This window comes from Paenarthrobacter sp. NPDC090520, assembly GCF_044769205.1.
Lineage (GTDB): Bacteria > Actinomycetota > Actinomycetes > Actinomycetales > Micrococcaceae > Arthrobacter.
The window spans coordinates 76,705-93,949 of sequence record NZ_JBIVXM010000012.1; the positions used below are offsets into that span (position 1 = coordinate 76,705).

The 17,245-nt window shown below is 64.1% G+C and carries 13 protein-coding genes and 2 tRNA genes; 8 read left to right on the top strand and 7 right to left on the bottom strand.

Features of this window, described 5'->3' with window-relative positions; genetic code table 11:
- The first annotated feature begins 22 nt into the window (after window positions 1-22).
- Window positions 23-2,257: a prolyl oligopeptidase family protein gene (locus tag ACIQTZ_RS15400; protein ID WP_402982060.1), complete on the top strand. Its 2,235-nt coding sequence runs from the start codon at window positions 23-25 to the stop codon at window positions 2,255-2,257.
- A gap of 68 nt (window positions 2,258-2,325) precedes the next feature.
- A tRNA-Ser gene (locus tag ACIQTZ_RS15405) sits at window positions 2,326-2,414 on the top strand.
- Window positions 2,415-2,473: 59 nt separating this feature from the next.
- Here ACIQTZ_RS15405 and ACIQTZ_RS15410 read toward each other — a convergent pair.
- Window positions 2,474-3,907 carry an MFS transporter gene (locus tag ACIQTZ_RS15410; RefSeq protein WP_402982062.1) on the bottom strand — a complete coding sequence of 478 codons (1,434 nt, stop codon included), beginning with the start codon at window positions 3,905-3,907 and terminating at the stop codon, window positions 2,474-2,476.
- 178 nt (window positions 3,908-4,085) lie between these two features.
- Window positions 4,086-6,251 carry a RecQ family ATP-dependent DNA helicase gene (locus ACIQTZ_RS15415; RefSeq protein WP_402982063.1) on the bottom strand — a complete coding sequence of 722 codons (2,166 nt, stop codon included), beginning with the start codon at window positions 6,249-6,251 and terminating at the stop codon, window positions 4,086-4,088.
- Window positions 6,252-6,377: 126 nt separating this feature from the next.
- Here ACIQTZ_RS15415 and ACIQTZ_RS15420 point away from each other — a divergent pair, with 126 nt between their 5' ends.
- From ACIQTZ_RS15420 to ACIQTZ_RS15435, 4 genes are all read left to right on the top strand, one after another.
- Window positions 6,378-7,796 carry a phosphomannomutase/phosphoglucomutase gene (locus ACIQTZ_RS15420; protein WP_402982065.1) on the top strand — a complete coding sequence of 473 codons (1,419 nt, stop codon included), beginning with the start codon at window positions 6,378-6,380 and terminating at the stop codon, window positions 7,794-7,796.
- A gap of 23 nt (window positions 7,797-7,819) precedes the next feature.
- Window positions 7,820-8,287, top strand: coding sequence for a hypothetical protein (locus ACIQTZ_RS15425; protein ID WP_402982067.1), 468 nt, complete (start codon window positions 7,820-7,822; stop codon window positions 8,285-8,287).
- 24 nt (window positions 8,288-8,311) lie between these two features.
- The gene (locus tag ACIQTZ_RS15430; protein WP_400335880.1) at window positions 8,312-8,806 is read left to right on the top strand and encodes an RrF2 family transcriptional regulator; all 495 of its coding nucleotides are present in this window, start codon (window positions 8,312-8,314) and stop codon (window positions 8,804-8,806) included.
- A gap of 142 nt (window positions 8,807-8,948) precedes the next feature.
- A complete protein-coding gene (locus ACIQTZ_RS15435) occupies window positions 8,949-10,106 on the top strand; it encodes a globin domain-containing protein (RefSeq protein ID WP_402982151.1) in 1,158 nt (385 codons plus the stop codon).
- 91 nt (window positions 10,107-10,197) lie between these two features.
- On the opposite strand, the gene ACIQTZ_RS15440 is transcribed toward ACIQTZ_RS15435, so the two are convergent.
- Window positions 10,198-12,024: a phosphoenolpyruvate carboxykinase (GTP) gene (locus ACIQTZ_RS15440; RefSeq protein WP_402982069.1), complete on the bottom strand. Its 1,827-nt coding sequence runs from the start codon at window positions 12,022-12,024 to the stop codon at window positions 10,198-10,200.
- Between the two features lie 285 nt (window positions 12,025-12,309).
- On the opposite strand from ACIQTZ_RS15440, the gene ACIQTZ_RS15445 reads away from it, so the two are divergent.
- A tRNA-Arg gene (locus ACIQTZ_RS15445) sits at window positions 12,310-12,383 on the top strand.
- Between the two features lie 239 nt (window positions 12,384-12,622).
- Here the strand turns inward: ACIQTZ_RS15445 and ACIQTZ_RS15450 are convergent.
- Genes ACIQTZ_RS15450 through ACIQTZ_RS15460 form a run of 3 tightly spaced genes read right to left on the bottom strand, consistent with a single transcriptional unit; the run spans window position 12,623 to window position 15,589 of the window.
- Window positions 12,623-13,579, bottom strand: a complete 957-nt coding sequence (locus ACIQTZ_RS15450) for a fumarylacetoacetate hydrolase family protein (protein ID WP_402982070.1) — start codon at window positions 13,577-13,579, stop codon at window positions 12,623-12,625.
- Window positions 13,576-14,361: a cyclase family protein gene (locus ACIQTZ_RS15455; protein ID WP_402982072.1), complete on the bottom strand. Its 786-nt coding sequence runs from the start codon at window positions 14,359-14,361 to the stop codon at window positions 13,576-13,578. The genes ACIQTZ_RS15450 and ACIQTZ_RS15455 overlap by 4 nt, the downstream gene beginning before the upstream one ends.
- Entirely contained in the window at window positions 14,354-15,589 is a 1,236-nt protein-coding gene (locus ACIQTZ_RS15460; protein ID WP_402982074.1) for an MFS transporter, read from the bottom strand. Before ACIQTZ_RS15460 ends, ACIQTZ_RS15455 begins: the two co-directional genes overlap by 8 nt.
- Before the next feature lie 145 nt (window positions 15,590-15,734).
- Here ACIQTZ_RS15460 and ACIQTZ_RS15465 point away from each other — a divergent pair, with 145 nt between their 5' ends.
- Window positions 15,735-16,355: a TetR/AcrR family transcriptional regulator gene (locus tag ACIQTZ_RS15465; RefSeq protein WP_402982075.1), complete on the top strand. Its 621-nt coding sequence runs from the start codon at window positions 15,735-15,737 to the stop codon at window positions 16,353-16,355.
- 144 nt (window positions 16,356-16,499) lie between these two features.
- Here the strand turns inward: ACIQTZ_RS15465 and ACIQTZ_RS15470 are convergent, their stop codons facing one another.
- A complete protein-coding gene (locus tag ACIQTZ_RS15470; protein ID WP_400335866.1) occupies window positions 16,500-17,228 on the bottom strand; it encodes a FadR/GntR family transcriptional regulator in 729 nt (242 codons plus the stop codon).
- Window positions 17,229-17,245 lie beyond the last annotated feature (17 nt).

The window sequence follows — 17,245 nt, forward strand, 5'->3', positions numbered from 1 at the left end:
AAAGAGTTGCTTGGATGGGGCGATGACCACCACAGAAGCTGATCAGACGCCACTCCCCGAAGACCGCCCCGCTACCGGACCCCGCCACGCCGCCGATGTGGCAGCGGAACCGACGGACGAGAATGTCTGGCTGGAAGACATCCACGGCGAAGAGCAGCTGGCCTGGGTCCGCGAGCAAAACGCCCGCACGGAGGACCTCTTGGAAGACGCCGACTACGCCGCCGTGGAGGCCGGAATCCTCGAAGTCCTGGACTCCACCGACCGGATCGCCATGGTGAACAAGCGTGGCGACTTCTACTACAACTTCTGGAAGGACCGGGAGCACCCCAAGGGCCTTTGGCGCCGCACCACGTGGGAAAGCTACCTCACCGAGTCGCCGGAGTGGGACGTCCTGCTGGACGTCGACGCCCTCGCCAAGGCCGAGGGGATCGAGTGGGTCTTCCACGGTGCCGGTTTCCTGCGTCCCGCGCCCGGCGCCGAGTACCGTCTGGCGATGGTTTCGCTCTCCCCCGACGGCGGCGACGCCAACCGGTACCGCGAGTTCGACGTCGAGACCCGCGCCTTCGTGGACCCTGCCGCGGGCGGCTTCGACGTGCCAACCGCAAAGGGCAACGTCAGCTGGCTCAATGTCGATACGCTGCTCGTTTCCAGCACGGCGGACGGCCTTCCGGCGACGTCGTCCTCCTACGCCCGCACGGCGGTCCAGCTTCGCCGGGGGCAGTCGTTGGCCTCTGCGAAGCAGGTCTTCGAAATCCCCGAAGACCACATGCTCGCCATGGTGGCCCACGACGCCACTCCGGGCTACGAGCGGACCTTCGCAGTGGACTACATCGACTTCTACAACCGGAGCACGTGGCTGCTCCGCGACGATTCGTGGGTGGCCATCGAGGTACCCACGGACGTGAACATCAGCGCACACCGGGAATGGCTGATGTTCCGGCCCCAGAAAGACTGGTCCTTGGCCGATGTTGTCTATCCCGCAGGCTCGCTCCTGGCGGCCGACCTTGACTCGTGGCTCGCCGGATCACTCGAGGTGGTGGTGCTCTTCACCCCGGACCAGCACACGTCCCTCCAGTCCTGGAGCTGGACCCGGGACTACCTCCTGCTGAACCTGCTGCACGACGTTTCCTCCGAAATCCGTGTGCTGGACCCCACCCCTCTCGATTCAGCGGGGTCCTGGGCCTCCAGCACCCTGGATGCCTGCCCGCCCCTCCACGATGTCAACGCCTACGCCGTGGATGACGAGGATGAATCCGGCGCCGGCAACGACTATTGGCTGGTCGCCACCGGCTTCACGACGCCCACCACGCTCACCCGAGGGACCCTGGAGCCCGGGGAAGCCGTGTACTCCCTGGACTCCGGGCGCACCGGAGGCGTCAACAGCCACCACGAAGAGGTGAAACGGTCGCCGTCGTTCTTCAACGAAGCCGGGTACGAGGTCCAGCAGCACTTCGCCACCTCCGCTGATGGCACCCGCGTGCCCTACTTCCAGGTGGCCTCAAAGGACCTGGTCCTGGACGGCCAAAATCCTACGCAGCTCTCCGGCTACGGCGGGTTCGAAGTGTCCCGCACCCCTGCCTACAGCGGTACGGTTGGCCGTGCCTGGTTGGAGCGCCGCACCACCGGGCCGGATTCGCATGCCCGGGGTGGCGTGTATGTAGTGGCCAACATCCGTGGCGGCGGCGAATACGGGCCCTCCTGGCATCGCGCTGCACTCCAGGAAAACCGTCACCGTGCCTACGAAGACTTCGCTGCCGTCGCCCGGGACCTGATCTCACGTGGAGTCACCAGCCGGAAGCGCCTCGGCTGCGTGGGCGGTTCCAACGGCGGGCTGCTGGTAGGCAACATGCTCACCCAGTACCCGGAGTTGTTCGGCGCGGTGTCCTGCGGAGTGCCGTTGCTGGACATGCGCCGGTACTCCAAGCTCTCCGCCGGGTACTCCTGGATTGCCGAATACGGCGACCCGGATGTTCCCGGGCAGTGGGAGTTCATCCGAACCTTCTCGCCGTACCACCTGTTGCACGACGGCGTGGAGTACCCGGAGACGTTCATCTGGACCGCCACGTCCGACGACCGCGTGGGCCCCGTCCAGGCCCGCAAGATGGCAGCCCGCATGCAAGCCATGGGCATACGCAACGTGTGGTTCCACGAAGCCTTGGAAGGCGGGCACGCCGGAGCCTCGGACAACCGGCAAGCCGCGGCCCTCCAAGCCCGGAGCAACCATTTCCTGTGGAGGGCGCTGGCCGGAATCAACTGACGCTCCTGGCCTGTTTTGCACTGGGCCGCTGGTTCTGCGTATCCTTGGTGGGCTAGCAATAGCGGATTGGAGACGTGCCAGAGCGGCCGAATGGACTTCACTGCTAATGAAGGGTCGGGGTTAAACTCGACCGGGGGTTCAAATCCCCCCGTCTCCGCGAATTGGTCCCGGTTTTTGAACCGGGACCTTTTGCGTTTAACGCTGGGCTTCGCGGACCTACCGCTTGGAAGCCCCTGCGCTGACCTCGGCTCCCGCATGGCGGTGCAGTGTCAGGCTGTCGATGGTACTGACCAGCATCAGGACGGCCATCGCCAGGAACGCCCCCTTGTAGGCGGTCACATGGTCGGCGCCGAAAAGGTGGGTGGCGTCGAACAATCGGAGGAACAGCGCTCCGACGGCGATTCCCGCTCCCGCGGCCAGTTGGACCAAGGTGGCTGAAATGGCGTTGGCGGAGGGCAACTGTTCGGGAATGATGTCCGCGTACTGGACGGAGGCGTAGGCGGAAAATCCGATGGATCGGAAGGCACCGCTCAGGAGCAGGAGTCCGAAGATGACCGGCTCGGGTGTCTGGGCGGTAAGGAACGCGCACAGGGCAAACGTCACCGCCGATGCAAGGGAAGCGAAAACCAGCACCGTCTTGAATCCGAAACGCCGGATAAGCGGGGTGGTGGCGGGTTTGATGCCGATGTTGCCCACGAAAACGGCTGCCACCATGACGCCGGCCTTCAGCGGATCCCAGCCGAAACCGTCCTGGAACATGAGGGGCAGGAGGAATGGCACAGAGCTGATCGTCAGGCGGTAGATGAAGCCGCCAGTTGAGGTAGCGCGGAACGTCCTGGTCCCGAACACGTTCAGGTTGAACAGTGGGACCTTGGCCTTCGCCATCCACCAGACGGCACCTGCCAGCGACAAGACGCCCGCAGCAACCACGACGGCGGCAACCGACCCGGGCGCGTGGCCACCCAGCGTTTCCAGACCAACAACCAAGGCCCCGACGCCGAGCGTGGTCAGCAGCAGCCCGAACCAGTCCAGCCTGCGTTTGCCGTCCCCGGCGGTCTTCGGCACAAGCCGCAACGCCGCAATGAAGGCTGCGAGGCCAAGCGGAACGTTAATGATGAAGATCCAGTGCCAGGACAGGAACGTGGTCAGCGCCCCTCCCACCATGGGGGCCAGGACCGGTGCCAGGAGTCCGGGCCACACGAGGAAGGCCGTCGCCCGGAGGAGTTCGGATTTCGGCGTTCCCCGCAGCACCACCAAGGTGCCTACGGGAACCATCATGGCCCCACCCGCGCCCTGGGCCACACGGCTCAGCGTGAGCATGGTCAGGTCCTGGCTGATGGCGCAGAGCAGCGACGCCACGGTGAAGACAGCGATGGCCAGGCAAAATACCCTGCGTGCCCCCAGCCGTTCGGCCAGCCAACTGCTGAGGGGAATACCCATGGCCACTGTCACGAGGTAAGCCGTCATGGTGATGTTGACATCCGCGGCCGGGACCCTGAAATCGGAAGCGATGCTGGGAACGGCCGTGGTGAGGATGGTGCCGTCGAGGAACTCCATGAAGAACGTTGCGGCCACCAGCAGCGCCAACCTCGGCTGCCATGTACTCTCCGTGGCGGTGGCAGCGTCGGTCTGGTTCGAATCTGTGGTCATTGCTCCGGTCCAAAGTCAGGATGGACGGCCCGCACGGGGCTATCTGGCGTGTTTCATCGATCCTATAGAGACAATGTGGGAGCGATCACAAAATGACACAGCCTTACGTCCCAGGACGTTGCCCGGCACTCGCAGTTCCGCCGCTGTGGGCCGCGACAGCCGTGCCCGGGGAGACCTTCTACCCAGCCTGCGCCAACGCCAGCGGAAGGACCGGCCCTGCACCGGCCAGCCGCAGGGCCCGGGCGGCCACGGCCATGGTCCAGCGGCTGTCAACGAGGTCATCCACCAGAAGCACTGGTTGCCCAGCGGTTCCGGCGAGCGCTTGGCCCAGTTCCGGTCCCACCACCAGCCGGTCCCAAACTCCTGCAAGCCGGTAGGCACTGTTGCCTCCGCGGGACCCCGTGGGTCCGCCGTGCTGGGGCTGCAGGGACCCCAGGTAGGGCATGCGTCCGATCCCGGCGATCCCTCGCGCCAGTGAGTCCACCAACTGCGGCTTGCTCCTGGAGGGAAGGCTCACCACGGCAGCAGGCCTGCCCACCCCGCTCCAGGCAGTTCCGCCATCCGCGCCGGACCACTCGCGCAGGACCTGCACGCAGGCCTGGAGCATGGCCGGGTCCACCTCACGGTCAGCAGCTCCTGCCGCGAAGAGCTCGCGAAGCGCACCGCCCCAGCCCAAGTCCGTGAGACGGGCCAGCACACGCCCTTCAGCGATGCCCTCGTCCGGCTTGATCTTGCCCTTGACGGGAACGCCCAACCGGTCCATCCCGGACGGCCACTGCAGGCGGGGTTCCACAGCGATGCCCACCCTGCGCAGTGTCTGTCCTGCGGCGTCCACCGCGGCCGCGGCAATATCGTCCGGAAACCAGCGTCCGGCGCAATTGTCGCAGCGTCCGCACGGTGCTGCGGTCTCGTCGTCGAGCACGGAGGTGATGTACTCCATGCGGCACCCTGAGGTGTCCTGGTAGATGATCATGGAGTCCTGCTCGTCCACCCGGGCCTCGGCAATACGCGAGTAGCGCTCGGCGTCATAGACCCACGGCTGGCCGGTGGACCGCCATCCTCCGCCCACGCGCTCCACGGCGCCGTCCACGGCAAGGACCTTGAGCAGCAACTCAAGTGGTGTCCGGCGCAGGTCTACGCGGGCTTCCAGGGCAACCGTGGACAGTGCAGACCCTGCATCCGCGAGGACGTCCAGCACGGCCGCGGCCTTTTCCGCGGAGGGCATGGAGGCCGTGGCGAAGTACTGCCAGATTTCACGGTCCTCAGAGCCCGGGAGCAGGAGGACATCGGCGTTGGCTGCCCCACGTCCAGCACGGCCCACTTGCTGGTAGTACGCCACCGGCGAGGACGGCGCCCCCAGGTGGATAACGAATCCGAGGTCAGGCTTGTCGAAGCCCATGCCCAACGCGGACGTGGCAACGAGGGCCTTGACCTGGTTGTCCTTCAGGAGTTGCTCGGCGCGCTCCCGTTCGGCGGGATCCGTCCTGCCGGTATAGGACAAGACGTTGTGCCCGGCTTCGGCGAGCAGCCTCGCGGTGTCCTCGGCCGCCGAGACTGTGAGCGTGTAGATGATTCCACTGCCAGGCAGGTCTGCGAGGTGGGTCAGCAACCAGCCAAGCCTGTCCCGGGAGTTCTCAAGATTCAGCACGCCGAGTCGCAGGGATTCCCGGCCCAGAGCTCCCCTGATGGTCAGGACGCTTTCGCCGAGTTGTTCTTCGATGTCATGGACCACGCGGGAGTTGGCCGTGGCGGTAGTGGCCAGCACGGGCACACTCTGCGGAAGCTGGGCGATCAGGTCCGCGATCCGCCGGTAGTCGGGCCTGAAGTCGTGCCCCCAGTCCGAAATACAGTGGGCCTCATCGATCACCAGCAGGCCGGTGCGCCTGATCAGTTCAGGAAGCTGGTTCTCCCGGAAGGAGGGGTTGGTGAGCCGTTCCGGGGACACCAACAAGACGTCAACGTCGTCGGCCGCGAGCTGTTCCAGGACGGAGTCCCACTCCAGGGCATTGGCCGAGTTGATGGCCACCGCGCGCACACCGGCTCTCGCAGCGGCCGCAACCTGGTCCCGCATGAGGGCAAGCAGTGGCGAGACGATCAGCGTGGGGCCAGCACCGCGCCTGCGCAGCAACAGGGAGGAGACGAAGTAGACCGCCGATTTCCCCCAACCCGTGCGCTGGACCACCAATGCCCGCCTCCCGCCGTCCACCAAGGCCTCGATGGCCTCAAACTGGCCGTCGTGGAACTCCGCCTCCGGGTGCCCCACGAGTTCACGGAGGCAGGCGAGGGCCTGCTCACGGGTAGGTGTTTGCACGGAAACAGAGGGAATGTGGGGGTTGGAGGCCATGTACCCCAGTATTGCAGCCGGCCCTGACAGCCAGGACCCCGACGACGGGCTATGTGGACAACGTCTATCCACATGTAGCCTGCGCCGGTTCATGCCCATTTGCACTGCCACAGTAGGATTGAGCGCGTGACTAGCGAGCAGAACAAGACTTTCGACCTCTCGGCTTCCTTCAAGGCGTACGACGTCCGGGGCATCGTGGGGGAATCCATTACGGCTGAGATTGTCCAGGCCGTGGGTGCTGCCTTCATTGACGTTCTTGGCCTTGAGGGCCAGACGGTCCTGGTGGGTGGCGATATGCGTCCGTCCTCGCCGGAGTTCAGCCAGGCGTTCGCCAAGGGCGCCGCTGCCCGTGGCGCGGACGTGCAGTTGCTGGATCTGATTTCCACTGACGAGCTCTACTACGCCTGCGGTGCGTTGAACGCCGCCGGTGCCACGTTCACCGCGAGCCACAACCCGGCCGAATACAACGGCATCAAGATGGCCAAGGCCGGCGCCCAGCCCATTTCTTCCGAAAGTGGCCTGAAGGAGATCCAGGCCCTGGCCGAGGAATACCTAAACCAGGGCAGCATCCCGGCAGCCGCCAAGCGCGGCCAGATCGGCGTGCGGGATGTCCTGAAGGACTACGCCGAGTACCTGCGCAAGCTCGTGGACCTTTCCGGGTCGCGGCGTTTGAAGGTTGTTGTGGATGCCGGCAACGGCATGGCCGGGTTGACCACCCCGGCAGTGTTGGGCGACAAGCTGCTCCCCGGCCTGCCTTTTGAGATCGTTCCACTGTACTTCGAGCTGGATGGTTCGTTCCCGAACCACCCCGCCAACCCTTTGGAACCGGAGAACCTGCGCGACCTCCAGGCAGCGGTCCTCAAGCACGGCGCCGACATCGGCCTGGCCTTCGACGGCGATGCCGACCGGTGCTTCGTGGTCGACGAGAAGGGCGAGCCTGTATCGCCGTCGGCCATCACCGCCATGGTGGCCCGCCGGGAAATCGCCCGCGCGAAGGCGGCCGGCGAAGAAACCCCGGTGATCATCCACAACCTGCTGACGTCCAAGGCCGTGCCGGAACTCGTGGCCCAGGACGGTGGCCGCGCGGTCCGTACCCGCGTGGGCCACTCCTTCATTAAGGCAGTGATGGCCCAAGAGGGAGCAGTGTTTGGTGGAGAGCACTCGGCACACTTCTACTTCCGTGACTTCTGGAACGCAGACACCGGCATGCTGGCAGCCATGCACGTCCTGGCTGCGTTGGGTGAGCAGGACGGTCCGTTGTCCGAGCTCGGCCGCCAGTACGAACCCTACGTTTCCTCCGGTGAGATCAACTCGGAAATCGAGGACAAGGCCGCAGCCGTGGAACGCGTCCGCGCTGATTTCGCCTCCGAAGACATCGAGATTGACCACATGGATGGCAGCACCTTCAGCGCCAAGGACGGCAGCTGGTGGTTCAACCTCCGCCCTTCCAACACCGAGCCCTTCCTCCGGCTGAACGCCGAAGCCAAGGACCACGCCACCATGGAAAAGATCCGCGACCGCGTCCTGGCAATCGTCCGGGGCTAGCAACGCAGAGGAATACTGACACCATGAGCCAAACACCTCAAGCAACGGGGCAACCGGCTGGACAAGACTCCAATCCTGACCAGGACCGCGAGCTCCGCGACACCCTGGGCACCGCCATTGGCACGGCCCAGGAACACCTGCTCCAGAACGGCGGCTTCCTCCCCTTCGGCATCACGCTGTCCCACGACGGCGAGCTCCGCATCGTCCTGGTCACCCCGAACGAGCCGGATGAGAACGGTGAGCTGGACGCGGAACAAATGCTGTCCGACGTCCAGGAGTTGTTGCGCCAAGGCCGTGACGGCTACCGGGCCGTGGCCATTGCCTATGACGTATCCTTGCCGGACCATGGATCGGACGGCATCACCGGCGCAGCCGAGCACCGGGATGGCGGAGTCCTGGCTGCCATCGTTCCTTACACGCAAACCAACGACGGTTTCACCTTCGGTGCCATGGAAGCAGACACCCATGAGCCCACCGTCTGGGTGGACTAGACCTCACGACGTTAGGCAAATGCCATGAAGATCAACGCGTTCGCAGATGTGAGCCTCCGCGCTGTCATGGTCCTGGCCGCAGCTCCCGACGGAACGCTGTTGACCACACAGGCTGTGGCGGATGCTGTTGGCACGCCCTACAACCACGTCAGCAAGGCCATGGTCCGGCTCCGGGAGCTCGGGCTGATCGATGTTGAACGCGGACGGCTGGGCGGCTCGCGCTTGAACGCCTCGGGAAGGAAGGCCACCGTAGGCCAACTCCTCCGCCAACTCGACAGCCGCCAGGACCCGGCCGAGTGCCAGTCCCCCAACGGCGACTGCCCCCTCCTCACCGAGTGCGGGCTCCGCCACGCCATGAAACGGGCGCGGGAAGCCTTCTACCGGGAGCTCGATGGCGTGGTGATTGCGTCACTGCCGCACGCCCGCCAGATGGCCCCGGTGTTCCAAACCATTGGACTGCGGCCACAGTTCCAGGCCGGGATATCCCCAGCAACCGAAGCCGCGGTCGCCGCTCCGTAACACCCTTCCGCGACACGCTGCGTCGCGATTTGCACATCTTTTCTACAAGGAGTAGAAATTGAGCTGTAAATACAAGCATTTCAAATACGTATATTACCGCTCGCGTCCGGACAACCAGCCGGACCCCAACCCCAGGAGAACCATGCTCTCGGAGAAGTCCCGCCCCATCATTGAAGCAACTCTTCCGCTGGTCGGATCGCGGATTGGCGAGATCACCGCTGATTTTTACAACCGCCTCTTCACCGCCCACCCCGAACTCCTGGATGGGCTTTTCAGCCGCTCCAACCAGCGCTCGGGAGAGCAGCAGAAGGCCTTGGCCGGGAGCATCGCCGCGTTCGCGACCCACCTGGTGAACAACCCGGGAACCCTTCCGGAGAAGGTACTCTCCCGCATCGCCCACAAGCACGCCTCCTTGGGGATCACCGAGGAACAGTACGGAGTGGTCTATGAGCATCTGTTCGCCGCCATCGCCGCTGACCTGGCTGACGTCATTACTCCAGAGATCGCCGAGGCGTGGACCGAGGTCTACTGGCTCATGGCCGATGCGCTGATCAAACTGGAGAAGGACCTCTACGCAGCCCAGGCCAACACGATGATGTGGATGCCGTGGCGGGTGGTGGCCAAGGAAGCCGCGGGCAAGGACTCCATGACCTTCACCCTTGAACCCGCCGATGACACGCCCGTCACCGCGGCAAAGCCCGGCCAGTACGTCAGCGTCAAGGTGACGCTGCCCGATGGCCTCCGCCAGGTCCGCCAGTACTCACTCTCCGGCAGCGCCGGCAGCAGCCGGATTTTCACCACCAAGCTCAACGACGGCGGCGAGGTGTCCACCGCCCTTCATACCGCCGTCGAGCCCGGCGACATCCTGGAAATCTCCAACCCGTACGGCGAGATCACGCTCAAGGAAGGCGACGGCCCCGTAGTCCTCGCCTCGGCGGGGATCGGCTGCACCCCCACGGCGTCCATCCTGCGCTCCCTCGCGGACACCGGTACGGAACGCGATGTCCTGGTGCTGCACGCCGAACGGTCCATGGAGAGCTGGGCGCTCAGCGGCCAGATGACCGCGGACGCTGCGAGGATCGATGCCCAACTGCAGCTCTGGCTCGAGACCCCGCAGTCCGGCGCCAAAGAAGGTTTCATGTCCCTGCGCGAAGTCGACCTGCCCGCGGATGCCTCGCTGTACCTCTGCGGCCCACTGCCCTTCATGAAGAAGATCCGGGACGAAGCCATCGAGGCGGGCATTCCGGCCACCCGCATCCACTACGAAGTCTTCGGACCGGACGTCTGGCTCGCCAACTAACGCTTAAACCACGACGGCGGCCTGTCACCTTTCCAGCGAAAGGCGACAGGCCGTCGTCGTGCACTTAAGGACGCCGTTGTCCCTAAGGGGTCTAGGCCAGGCGGCTCTTCAGGCCATCCAGCTCGGACTGGAGCGCCGCCGGGAGCGATCCACCGAAGTTGGCGAACCATTCCTCGATGGAGGCGAACTCGGTTGCCCACTCGTCAGCGTCAACGCGAACCGCAGCCTCAACCTCGGCCGGGGTCATGTCCAGGCCTTCCAGGTCGATCGAGTCGCCGGTCGGAACGAAGCCGATCGGAGTCTCCACCGCGTCGGCCTTGCCCTCGAGGCGCTCGATGGCCCACTTGAGCACACGGGCGTTGTCCCCGAAGCCCGGCCAGGCGAAGCCACCCTCGGCCGTGCGGCGGAACCAGTTGACCAGGAAGATCTTCGGCAGGCGCTCCGGGTTGCCCTTGGCGGACAGGTTGACCCAGTGGTTCAGGTAGTCGCCGGCGTCGTAGCCGATGAACGGCAGCATGGCCATGGGGTCGCGGCGGACAACACCAACTGCGCCGGCCGCGGCAGCAGTGGTCTCCGAGGAGAGCGTGGAGCCCATGAAGATGCCGTTGGACCAGTCGCGGGCCTCGGTGACCAGCGGGATGGTGGTCTTGCGGCGGCCACCGAACAGGATGGCGGAGAGCTCAACACCCTCGGGGCTGAAGTACTCTTCGGCCAGCATGTCGATCTGGTCGATCGGCGTGCAGAAGCGGGAGTTCGGGTGGGCGGCAGGCTTGTCCGAGTCCGGAGTCCAGGACTCACCGCGCCAGTCGGTCAGGTGGGCCGGGGTTTCCTCGGTCATGCCTTCCCACCAGACGCCGCCGTCATCGGTCAGCGCAACGTTGGTGAAGATGCTGTTGCCCTTGGCGATGGCGCGCATGGCGTTCGGGTTGGTGCCCCAACCGGTGCCCGGTGCAACGCCGAACAGGCCGGCTTCGGGGTTGACGGCGCGAAGTTCGCCTTCCTTGCCGAAGCGCATCCAGGTGATGTCGTCGCCCAGGGTCTCGACCTTCCAGCCCTTGATGGTGGGGTCGAGCAGCGCGAGGTTGGTCTTGCCGCAAGCGGACGGGAACGCAGCGGAGACGTAGTAGGTCTTCTGCTCCGGGGAGGTCAGCTTGAGGATGAGCATGTGCTCAGCCAGCCAGCCCTCATCGCGGGCCATGACCGAGGCGATACGCAGTGCGTAGCACTTCTTGCCCAGCAGGGCGTTGCCGCCGTAGCCGGAGCCGAAGGACCAGATGGAGCGCTCTTCGGGGAAGTGGACAATCCACTTTTCCGGGTTGCACGGCCAGGCAACATCGGCCTGCCCTGCCTCCAGCGGTGCGCCCAGGGAGTGCAGGGCGGGAACGAAGAAGGCGTCGGTCTGGGTGATGCGGTCCAGGACGTCCGTGCCGATGCGGGCCATGATGCGCATGGAAGCCACGACGTAGGCGGAGTCGGTGATCTCAACGCCGAACTTGGGGTCTTCAGCATCCAAGTGGCCCATGACGAACGGGATGACGTACATGGTGCGGCCGCGCATGGAGCCGGCGAACAGTCCGCGCAGCTTCTGCTTCATCTCGGCCGGGGCCATCCAGTTGTTGGTGAAGCCTGCATCGCGCTCGTTCTCGGAGCAGATGAAGGTCTGCTCTTCAACACGGGCAACGTCTGCAGGATCGGAGAACGCTGCGAAGGAGTTCGGGAACGTTTCCGGGTTGAGCCGCTTCAGGGTGCCGGCCTCGACGAGTTCGTCGGTCAGCTTCTTGTTTTCTGCTTCGCTACCGTCAACCCAGTGGATGCGGTCCGGCTGGGTCAGCTCGGCAACTTCCTCAACCCAGGCCAGCAGGCGTGCATGCGTAGTAGGTGCCTTCTCAAGCAGCGGCAGTCGCGCCAGATCGCCCATTGCGGTTCCCTTCCCTCGGGTTCGGTGGTGTGTCCTAAACGATAGGGGGCGCGGACCAGACCAATCCGCTGTCAGACATCGGACAACCAAGGAACCAAAAAACAAAAACCGCGGAAATTCAAGGATCTGCGTTTCAAGACGCTCATTTTAAGTGACGAAGGTCACCTAGACCGGTCTAGTTAGCTAGATTACAGCTTTCCGATTTGGAACTTCACATGAACTTCTGTAAAGTTTATTGAGGTTCGAGGGGGTCAGAGAAACACACCGCCGAGAATCACGCGAAATGCGCCCATAGCTCAGCTGGATAGAGCGTCTGTCTACGGAACAGAAGGTCAGGGGTTCGAATCCCTTTGGGCGCACAAATGAAGACCCGCACCGGTTCGCCGGTGCGGGTCTTTTTTCTTTCCCCACGCGCACCCAACTACACGCCTCCCCAACTAAGTCGCAGTTGTGCGCGTTTAGCGCCCTCTAAACGCGCACAACTGCGACCCAGTTGGGGCGGCTGCGACGCTAACGCGAGGGCCGCCGTCGTACTTTACGTAAAGTACGACGGCGGCCCTCGCCTTTTGCATACAAATACGGCTGGGTGCCGCGCAGCTCAGGCGCCCGGAGCGAACGGCGTTGGCGGGGCGTAAGCCCGGCAGCGGGCCCGTGGGAGCGGATGGACAGGCGCGGCCTGGCCCACCACGTTGGTTAAAGTGCCAAGCCGGTCGACCGTCAGGCTTACAGAGTCACCTGCCTTGAGCGGTGGTGGCGTCTGGGAACCGTACCAACCCCAGAACTCGGCGAGGCAGCCGCCACCGCCCGTGCCGGAGCCGAGGACATCCCCACGCCGCACCCACGTTCCGCGGCTGGCATAGGCCACCAACTCAGCGAAGCTCCACGCCATGTTGGCCAGGGAATCCGTGGCCAACACCTGTCCGTTAATAGACACGCTCATGCCAAGATCCAGGAAGCCATCCGAGGTGGCATCCGCAACCTCGTCCTTGGTAACGAAGAAGGGGCCCAGCGAGGTGGCCGTGTCCTTGCCCTTGGCGGGCCCCAGCCCGACAGCCATTTCGGCGCGCTGCAGATCGCGGGCGGACCAGTCGTTCAAGATCATGTAGCCGACGATGTGTTCCTCGGCTTCCTCCACCGAGAGGTTGTATCCGTCAGCGCCTATCACGGCGGCTACTTCCAGTTCGAAGTCGAATTGCTGCGTGCCCGGCGCCATCGGGACGGTGGCGTTGTGGCCAACGGCCGCGTGCGGATTCGTAAAGTAGAACGCGGGGGCCTCGTACCAGGTCGGGGGTATGCCCTTGTCCGGAGCAACGGAGCGGAGGGCACCCACCGTGTGCTGCTCAAAGGTGATGAAGTCCCGGATGCTCGTGACCTCAAACGGCGGCAGGAGCTCGGCGTCCTGCAGGTCCACCAGCGCACCGCTGGAGGACTGCCAGGGCCAGGCAATCACATCGAAGGCCTCGAGGCCTTCGGGGTAAAGCCGGCCCGAAACCAAACCGTCGTCGGCCAGCCCAAGGCGAGGTACGCCGTCGTGCATCATCCGGAAGAACTTCACCGCGGAACCTCCTCATCAAGGATCGCGACGGCACGGGTCCAGCCGGCGGACGCGCCGTGAACCTTCACCGGGAAGCAGGAGACCTGGAAACCAGCGCTCGGAAGGATCTCCAGGTTGCTGAGCTTTTCGATGTGGCAGTATCCGATCTCCATGCCCGCTTTGTGCCCTTCCCAGATCAGGTCGTTATTGCCGGTTTCCACATATCGCTTAGCGGTATGGATGAACGGGGCATCCCAGCTCCAGGCATCGGTACCGGTCACCCGGACGCCTCGGCTGGTCAGGTAGAGCGTCGCTTCACGGCCCATCCCGCACCCTGTGGAGAGGTAGTCGTCCAGCCCGTAGCGGGTGCCGGCAGCTGTGTTGACCAAGACGATGTCCCCCGGGGCGAGTTCATGGCCAATCCGGTCCAGTTCCGCTTCCACATCCGACGCTGTGGCAACGTACCCGTCTTCAAATGTCCGGAAGTCCAGCTTCACTCCCCTGCCGAAGCACCATTCCAGGGGAACCTCGTCGATGGTGATGGCCCGCGCACCGCCGTCCATGGTGGAGGCGTAGTGGTAGGGGGCGTCCAGGTGTGTTCCGGTGTGGGTAGTGGCTGTGATGCGCTCGATGGCCCAGCCTTCCCCTCCGGGCAAGTCGGACTCGGCCAGGCCGGGAAAGAAGGAGACCAGATCGCGGGCGGTTTCCTGATGACCGAAGTATTCGATCTCCGGGGTCAGGCCTGGCGGATCGGAGGCGATGTTGGCCCTGAGGCTGACGGACAGGTCTACGAGCTTAGGCATGCGTGGCGGGTTCCTTGTCTGGATATGTTTCGGCGACATCGGCGGTGTGCCTCTGCGGGAGGAAGAACATGAGGCAGGCGCCCAGCAGGAACACCGCCCCGGAGAGGATAAGACCGGAAGAGAACCCCCAAGAGGCCGCGATTCCGCCCATGGCCAAGGGTGCGAAGGCTGCGACGCCGCGTCCGATGTTGAAACAGAAACCGGCGCCGGTGGTACGGATCCTCGTGGGATACAGCTCGCCAAGGTACGAACCGAAAAGCCCGGCGAAAGTCATAAAGAAGGCATAGAGCGGCCCCATCCAGAGCAGGACTGCTTGGTGGGTGACCAGCCCATAGAGAGGCATCAGCACACCCGTTCCTGCGAGGGAAAGAATGATCGCGTTGCGGCGGCCGATTTTGTCAGCCACCCAACCGAAAGCGAGGTACCCAAGGAACATGCCCAGGTTCAGTACGGTCATGAAAAGGCTCACTTGCCGTGGGTCCAGTCCCCGTTCGTTGGAAAGGTAGCTGGGCAGCCACGTGGAAGCGCCATAGAAACCAATGAAGGCGCAGACAGCCACCAAGGTGGCAATGATGGTGCGGCGCCGGTATGGACCAGTGAACAGTTCCCGTGCGGTCACGCTGGCAGGGCGGCCGACGGCGGCCGAACGCGCCGCCCGCTCGGCGAGCCAGGCTTTGGACTCCGGGAAGAAGAACACCACCATCAGCAAGGGAACCAGCGCCGACAACCCGGTGACCAGGAAGAGCAGCCGCCAATCCGGCATGAAGAATCCGGCAATCAAAGCCGCACTTGCTCCACCCAACGGATAGGCCGCCAAGACGAAAGCGACAGCCCGCCCGCGCTGCGAGGGCGGCCAGGATTCAACGATGTAGGTCGACAGAACGGACCACACACCGCCCAAGCCAATGCCGGCAAGGAACCTCAAAGCCACGAACACCCCATAATTGGGCACCACAAAGAGGGCCGAGGTCAGTGCCACGAAGACCACCATGGACACGATCAGCGCGACGCGCCGGCCACGGTTGTCAGCCAGCCATCCCGTGATCACGCTTGAGCAGCCCATGCCCAGGAGCGTGGCGGTGGCCAGCAAGCCTCCTGCCAAGGGCGTCAGCCCCAGCTCGGCACTGATGGCCGGCAAGGCGAAGGAAAGCACTGCGATTTCGAGGGCATCGAAGAGGTAGATGACGAACGATCCAAGGAGGATGAACCATGTGGTTCCACGTTTCATGGTGGAAATCCCTTCTTAATCGGGCGACGTTGCCCGGCGCGAAACAGAATTTAGACACTCATTCAGTTTCTGGATGGGATAGAATTTATACACCTATTCAGTTTGTGTCAACGACCGTCGGGAACGGAGCTATAGACTGGAAACCATGTCCACAGAAGTACAAGGGAATACCGCGGGAACACGTCGGCGCGAGCAGATCCTTGATGCCGCCGTCAGGATGTTCGCGGACCGGGGCTTCGAAGCAACCACCATGCGTGCCGTCGCCGAGGACATAGGCACCACGGCGCCGCTGGTGATCTACCACTTCGCCACCAAGCTGGATCTTTACAAGGCAATCTTCGCCCGCTATCAACACCTCAACGAGGAACGCCGTCGTGAGGTCCTGGCCGTCGACACCTCGGCGGGTGACGCCGTCGAACGAATCGTCGAAGCGTTCCTCCTGCCAACGTTGCGGGCGCAGGAAACACCGGATGGAAAACTCTTCGCTCGGCTTGTCCTCCGGGAGGCTTCAGATCCGGCGGCCCATGAACGCGGCATCCTCGCCGAGTACTTCGATCCCATGGCGCGGGACTTCATTACGGTGATGCGCCAGGCGTTGCCGGACAAGCCGCGGGGTTTCCACGAATGGGCCTACCTTTTTGGCGTCGGCGCGCTCACGGGTACTGCGCTTCCGCACCGGATCGCGTCGCTCTCGGACCAGGACAACATCAACGAGTTCCGCTACGACTACCTGCGCTCAGTCCTGGTGGCCGGCTGGCGCGGCTAACACCCAACTAAGTCGCATTAGTGCGCGTTATGAGTCCTCAAAACGCGCACAACTGCGACCCAGTTGGGTGGCCACGACGATAACGCTAGGGCCGCCGTCGTACTTTTGCGGAAAGCACGACGGCGGCCCTTGCGTTTGCGTGCGCTACTCGCCAACGGCCTCGCTGATGCGGCGGCGGATGCCGTCGAAGTGGCGGTTCAGGAGCTCGGCTGCGAGCACCTTGTCCCCGGCAGCGACGGCGGCGTAGATGTTGCGATGGATGGCTGCGGTCTTGACCAGGTCCTCGTTACCCGCGCCGATCTCTACATGGATCTTCCGGTAGACCTTCCAGAACACACCCATGAGGTTGATCAGGAGTTCGTTGTTCAGGGGCTCGAAGAGGCGGCGGTGGAACTCGGCATCGGCGGCAACGAAGTTTTCGCCGGCAGCGGCCAGGTCTTCCATCTGCTTGACGGCTTCCTCGATCAGGGCAAGCTGATCGGGGGTCATGACGTCGATGGACGTGCCAATGAGTCCGGATTCGAGCGCCTGCCGGACATCCACCAATTGCAGGGCTTCGAGACCTTGGTGCCGCAGAGACAAACGTCCGCGGAACGTGAGGCCGTCGGCCAGCGCGTCGAAGTTGCTGGGGGCCACGAACATGCCGAAACCGTGGCGGATCTCGATGACACCCAGAGCCTGGAGCACCTTCAGGGACTCACGGAGCGTGTTCCGCCCAACACCCAGAGCAACCGACAGCTCGCTTTCCGTGGGCAAGGGATCGCCGGCTTCGAGTTCGCGTTCGAGGATCAGCTCCATAATGTCCGACTGCAAAGCACGCAGGCGTGCCTGTGCACTGAACCGCGCTTGCGGAACCACACCGGAAGTTGTCATGGCGCTCTCCTTGCCAA

Bases quoted from the DNA above. Each gene is read 5' to 3' on its own strand.
- ACIQTZ_RS15415 (WP_402982063.1), bottom strand. From the start codon at position 6,251: ATGGCCTCCAACCCCCACATTCCCTCTGTTTCCGTGCAAACACCTACC.
- ACIQTZ_RS15430 (WP_400335880.1), top strand. From the start codon at position 8,312: ATGAAGATCAACGCGTTCGCAGATGTGAGCCTCCGCGCTGTCATGGTC.
- ACIQTZ_RS15435 (WP_402982151.1), top strand. From the start codon at position 8,949: ATGCTCTCGGAGAAGTCCCGCCCCATCATTGAAGCAACTCTTCCGCTG.
- ACIQTZ_RS15440 (WP_402982069.1), bottom strand. From the start codon at position 12,024: ATGGGCGATCTGGCGCGACTGCCGCTGCTTGAGAAGGCACCTACTACG.
- ACIQTZ_RS15470 (WP_400335866.1), bottom strand. From the start codon at position 17,228: ATGACAACTTCCGGTGTGGTTCCGCAAGCGCGGTTCAGTGCACAGGCA.
- ACIQTZ_RS15465 (WP_402982075.1), top strand. From the start codon at position 15,735: ATGTCCACAGAAGTACAAGGGAATACCGCGGGAACACGTCGGCGCGAG.
- ACIQTZ_RS15425 (WP_402982067.1), top strand. From the start codon at position 7,820: ATGAGCCAAACACCTCAAGCAACGGGGCAACCGGCTGGACAAGACTCC.
- ACIQTZ_RS15410 (WP_402982062.1), bottom strand. From the start codon at position 3,907: ATGACCACAGATTCGAACCAGACCGACGCTGCCACCGCCACGGAGAGT.
- ACIQTZ_RS15455 (WP_402982072.1), bottom strand. From the start codon at position 14,361: ATGCCTAAGCTCGTAGACCTGTCCGTCAGCCTCAGGGCCAACATCGCC.
- ACIQTZ_RS15460 (WP_402982074.1), bottom strand. From the start codon at position 15,589: ATGAAACGTGGAACCACATGGTTCATCCTCCTTGGATCGTTCGTCATC.
- ACIQTZ_RS15400 (WP_402982060.1), top strand. From the start codon at position 23: ATGACCACCACAGAAGCTGATCAGACGCCACTCCCCGAAGACCGCCCC.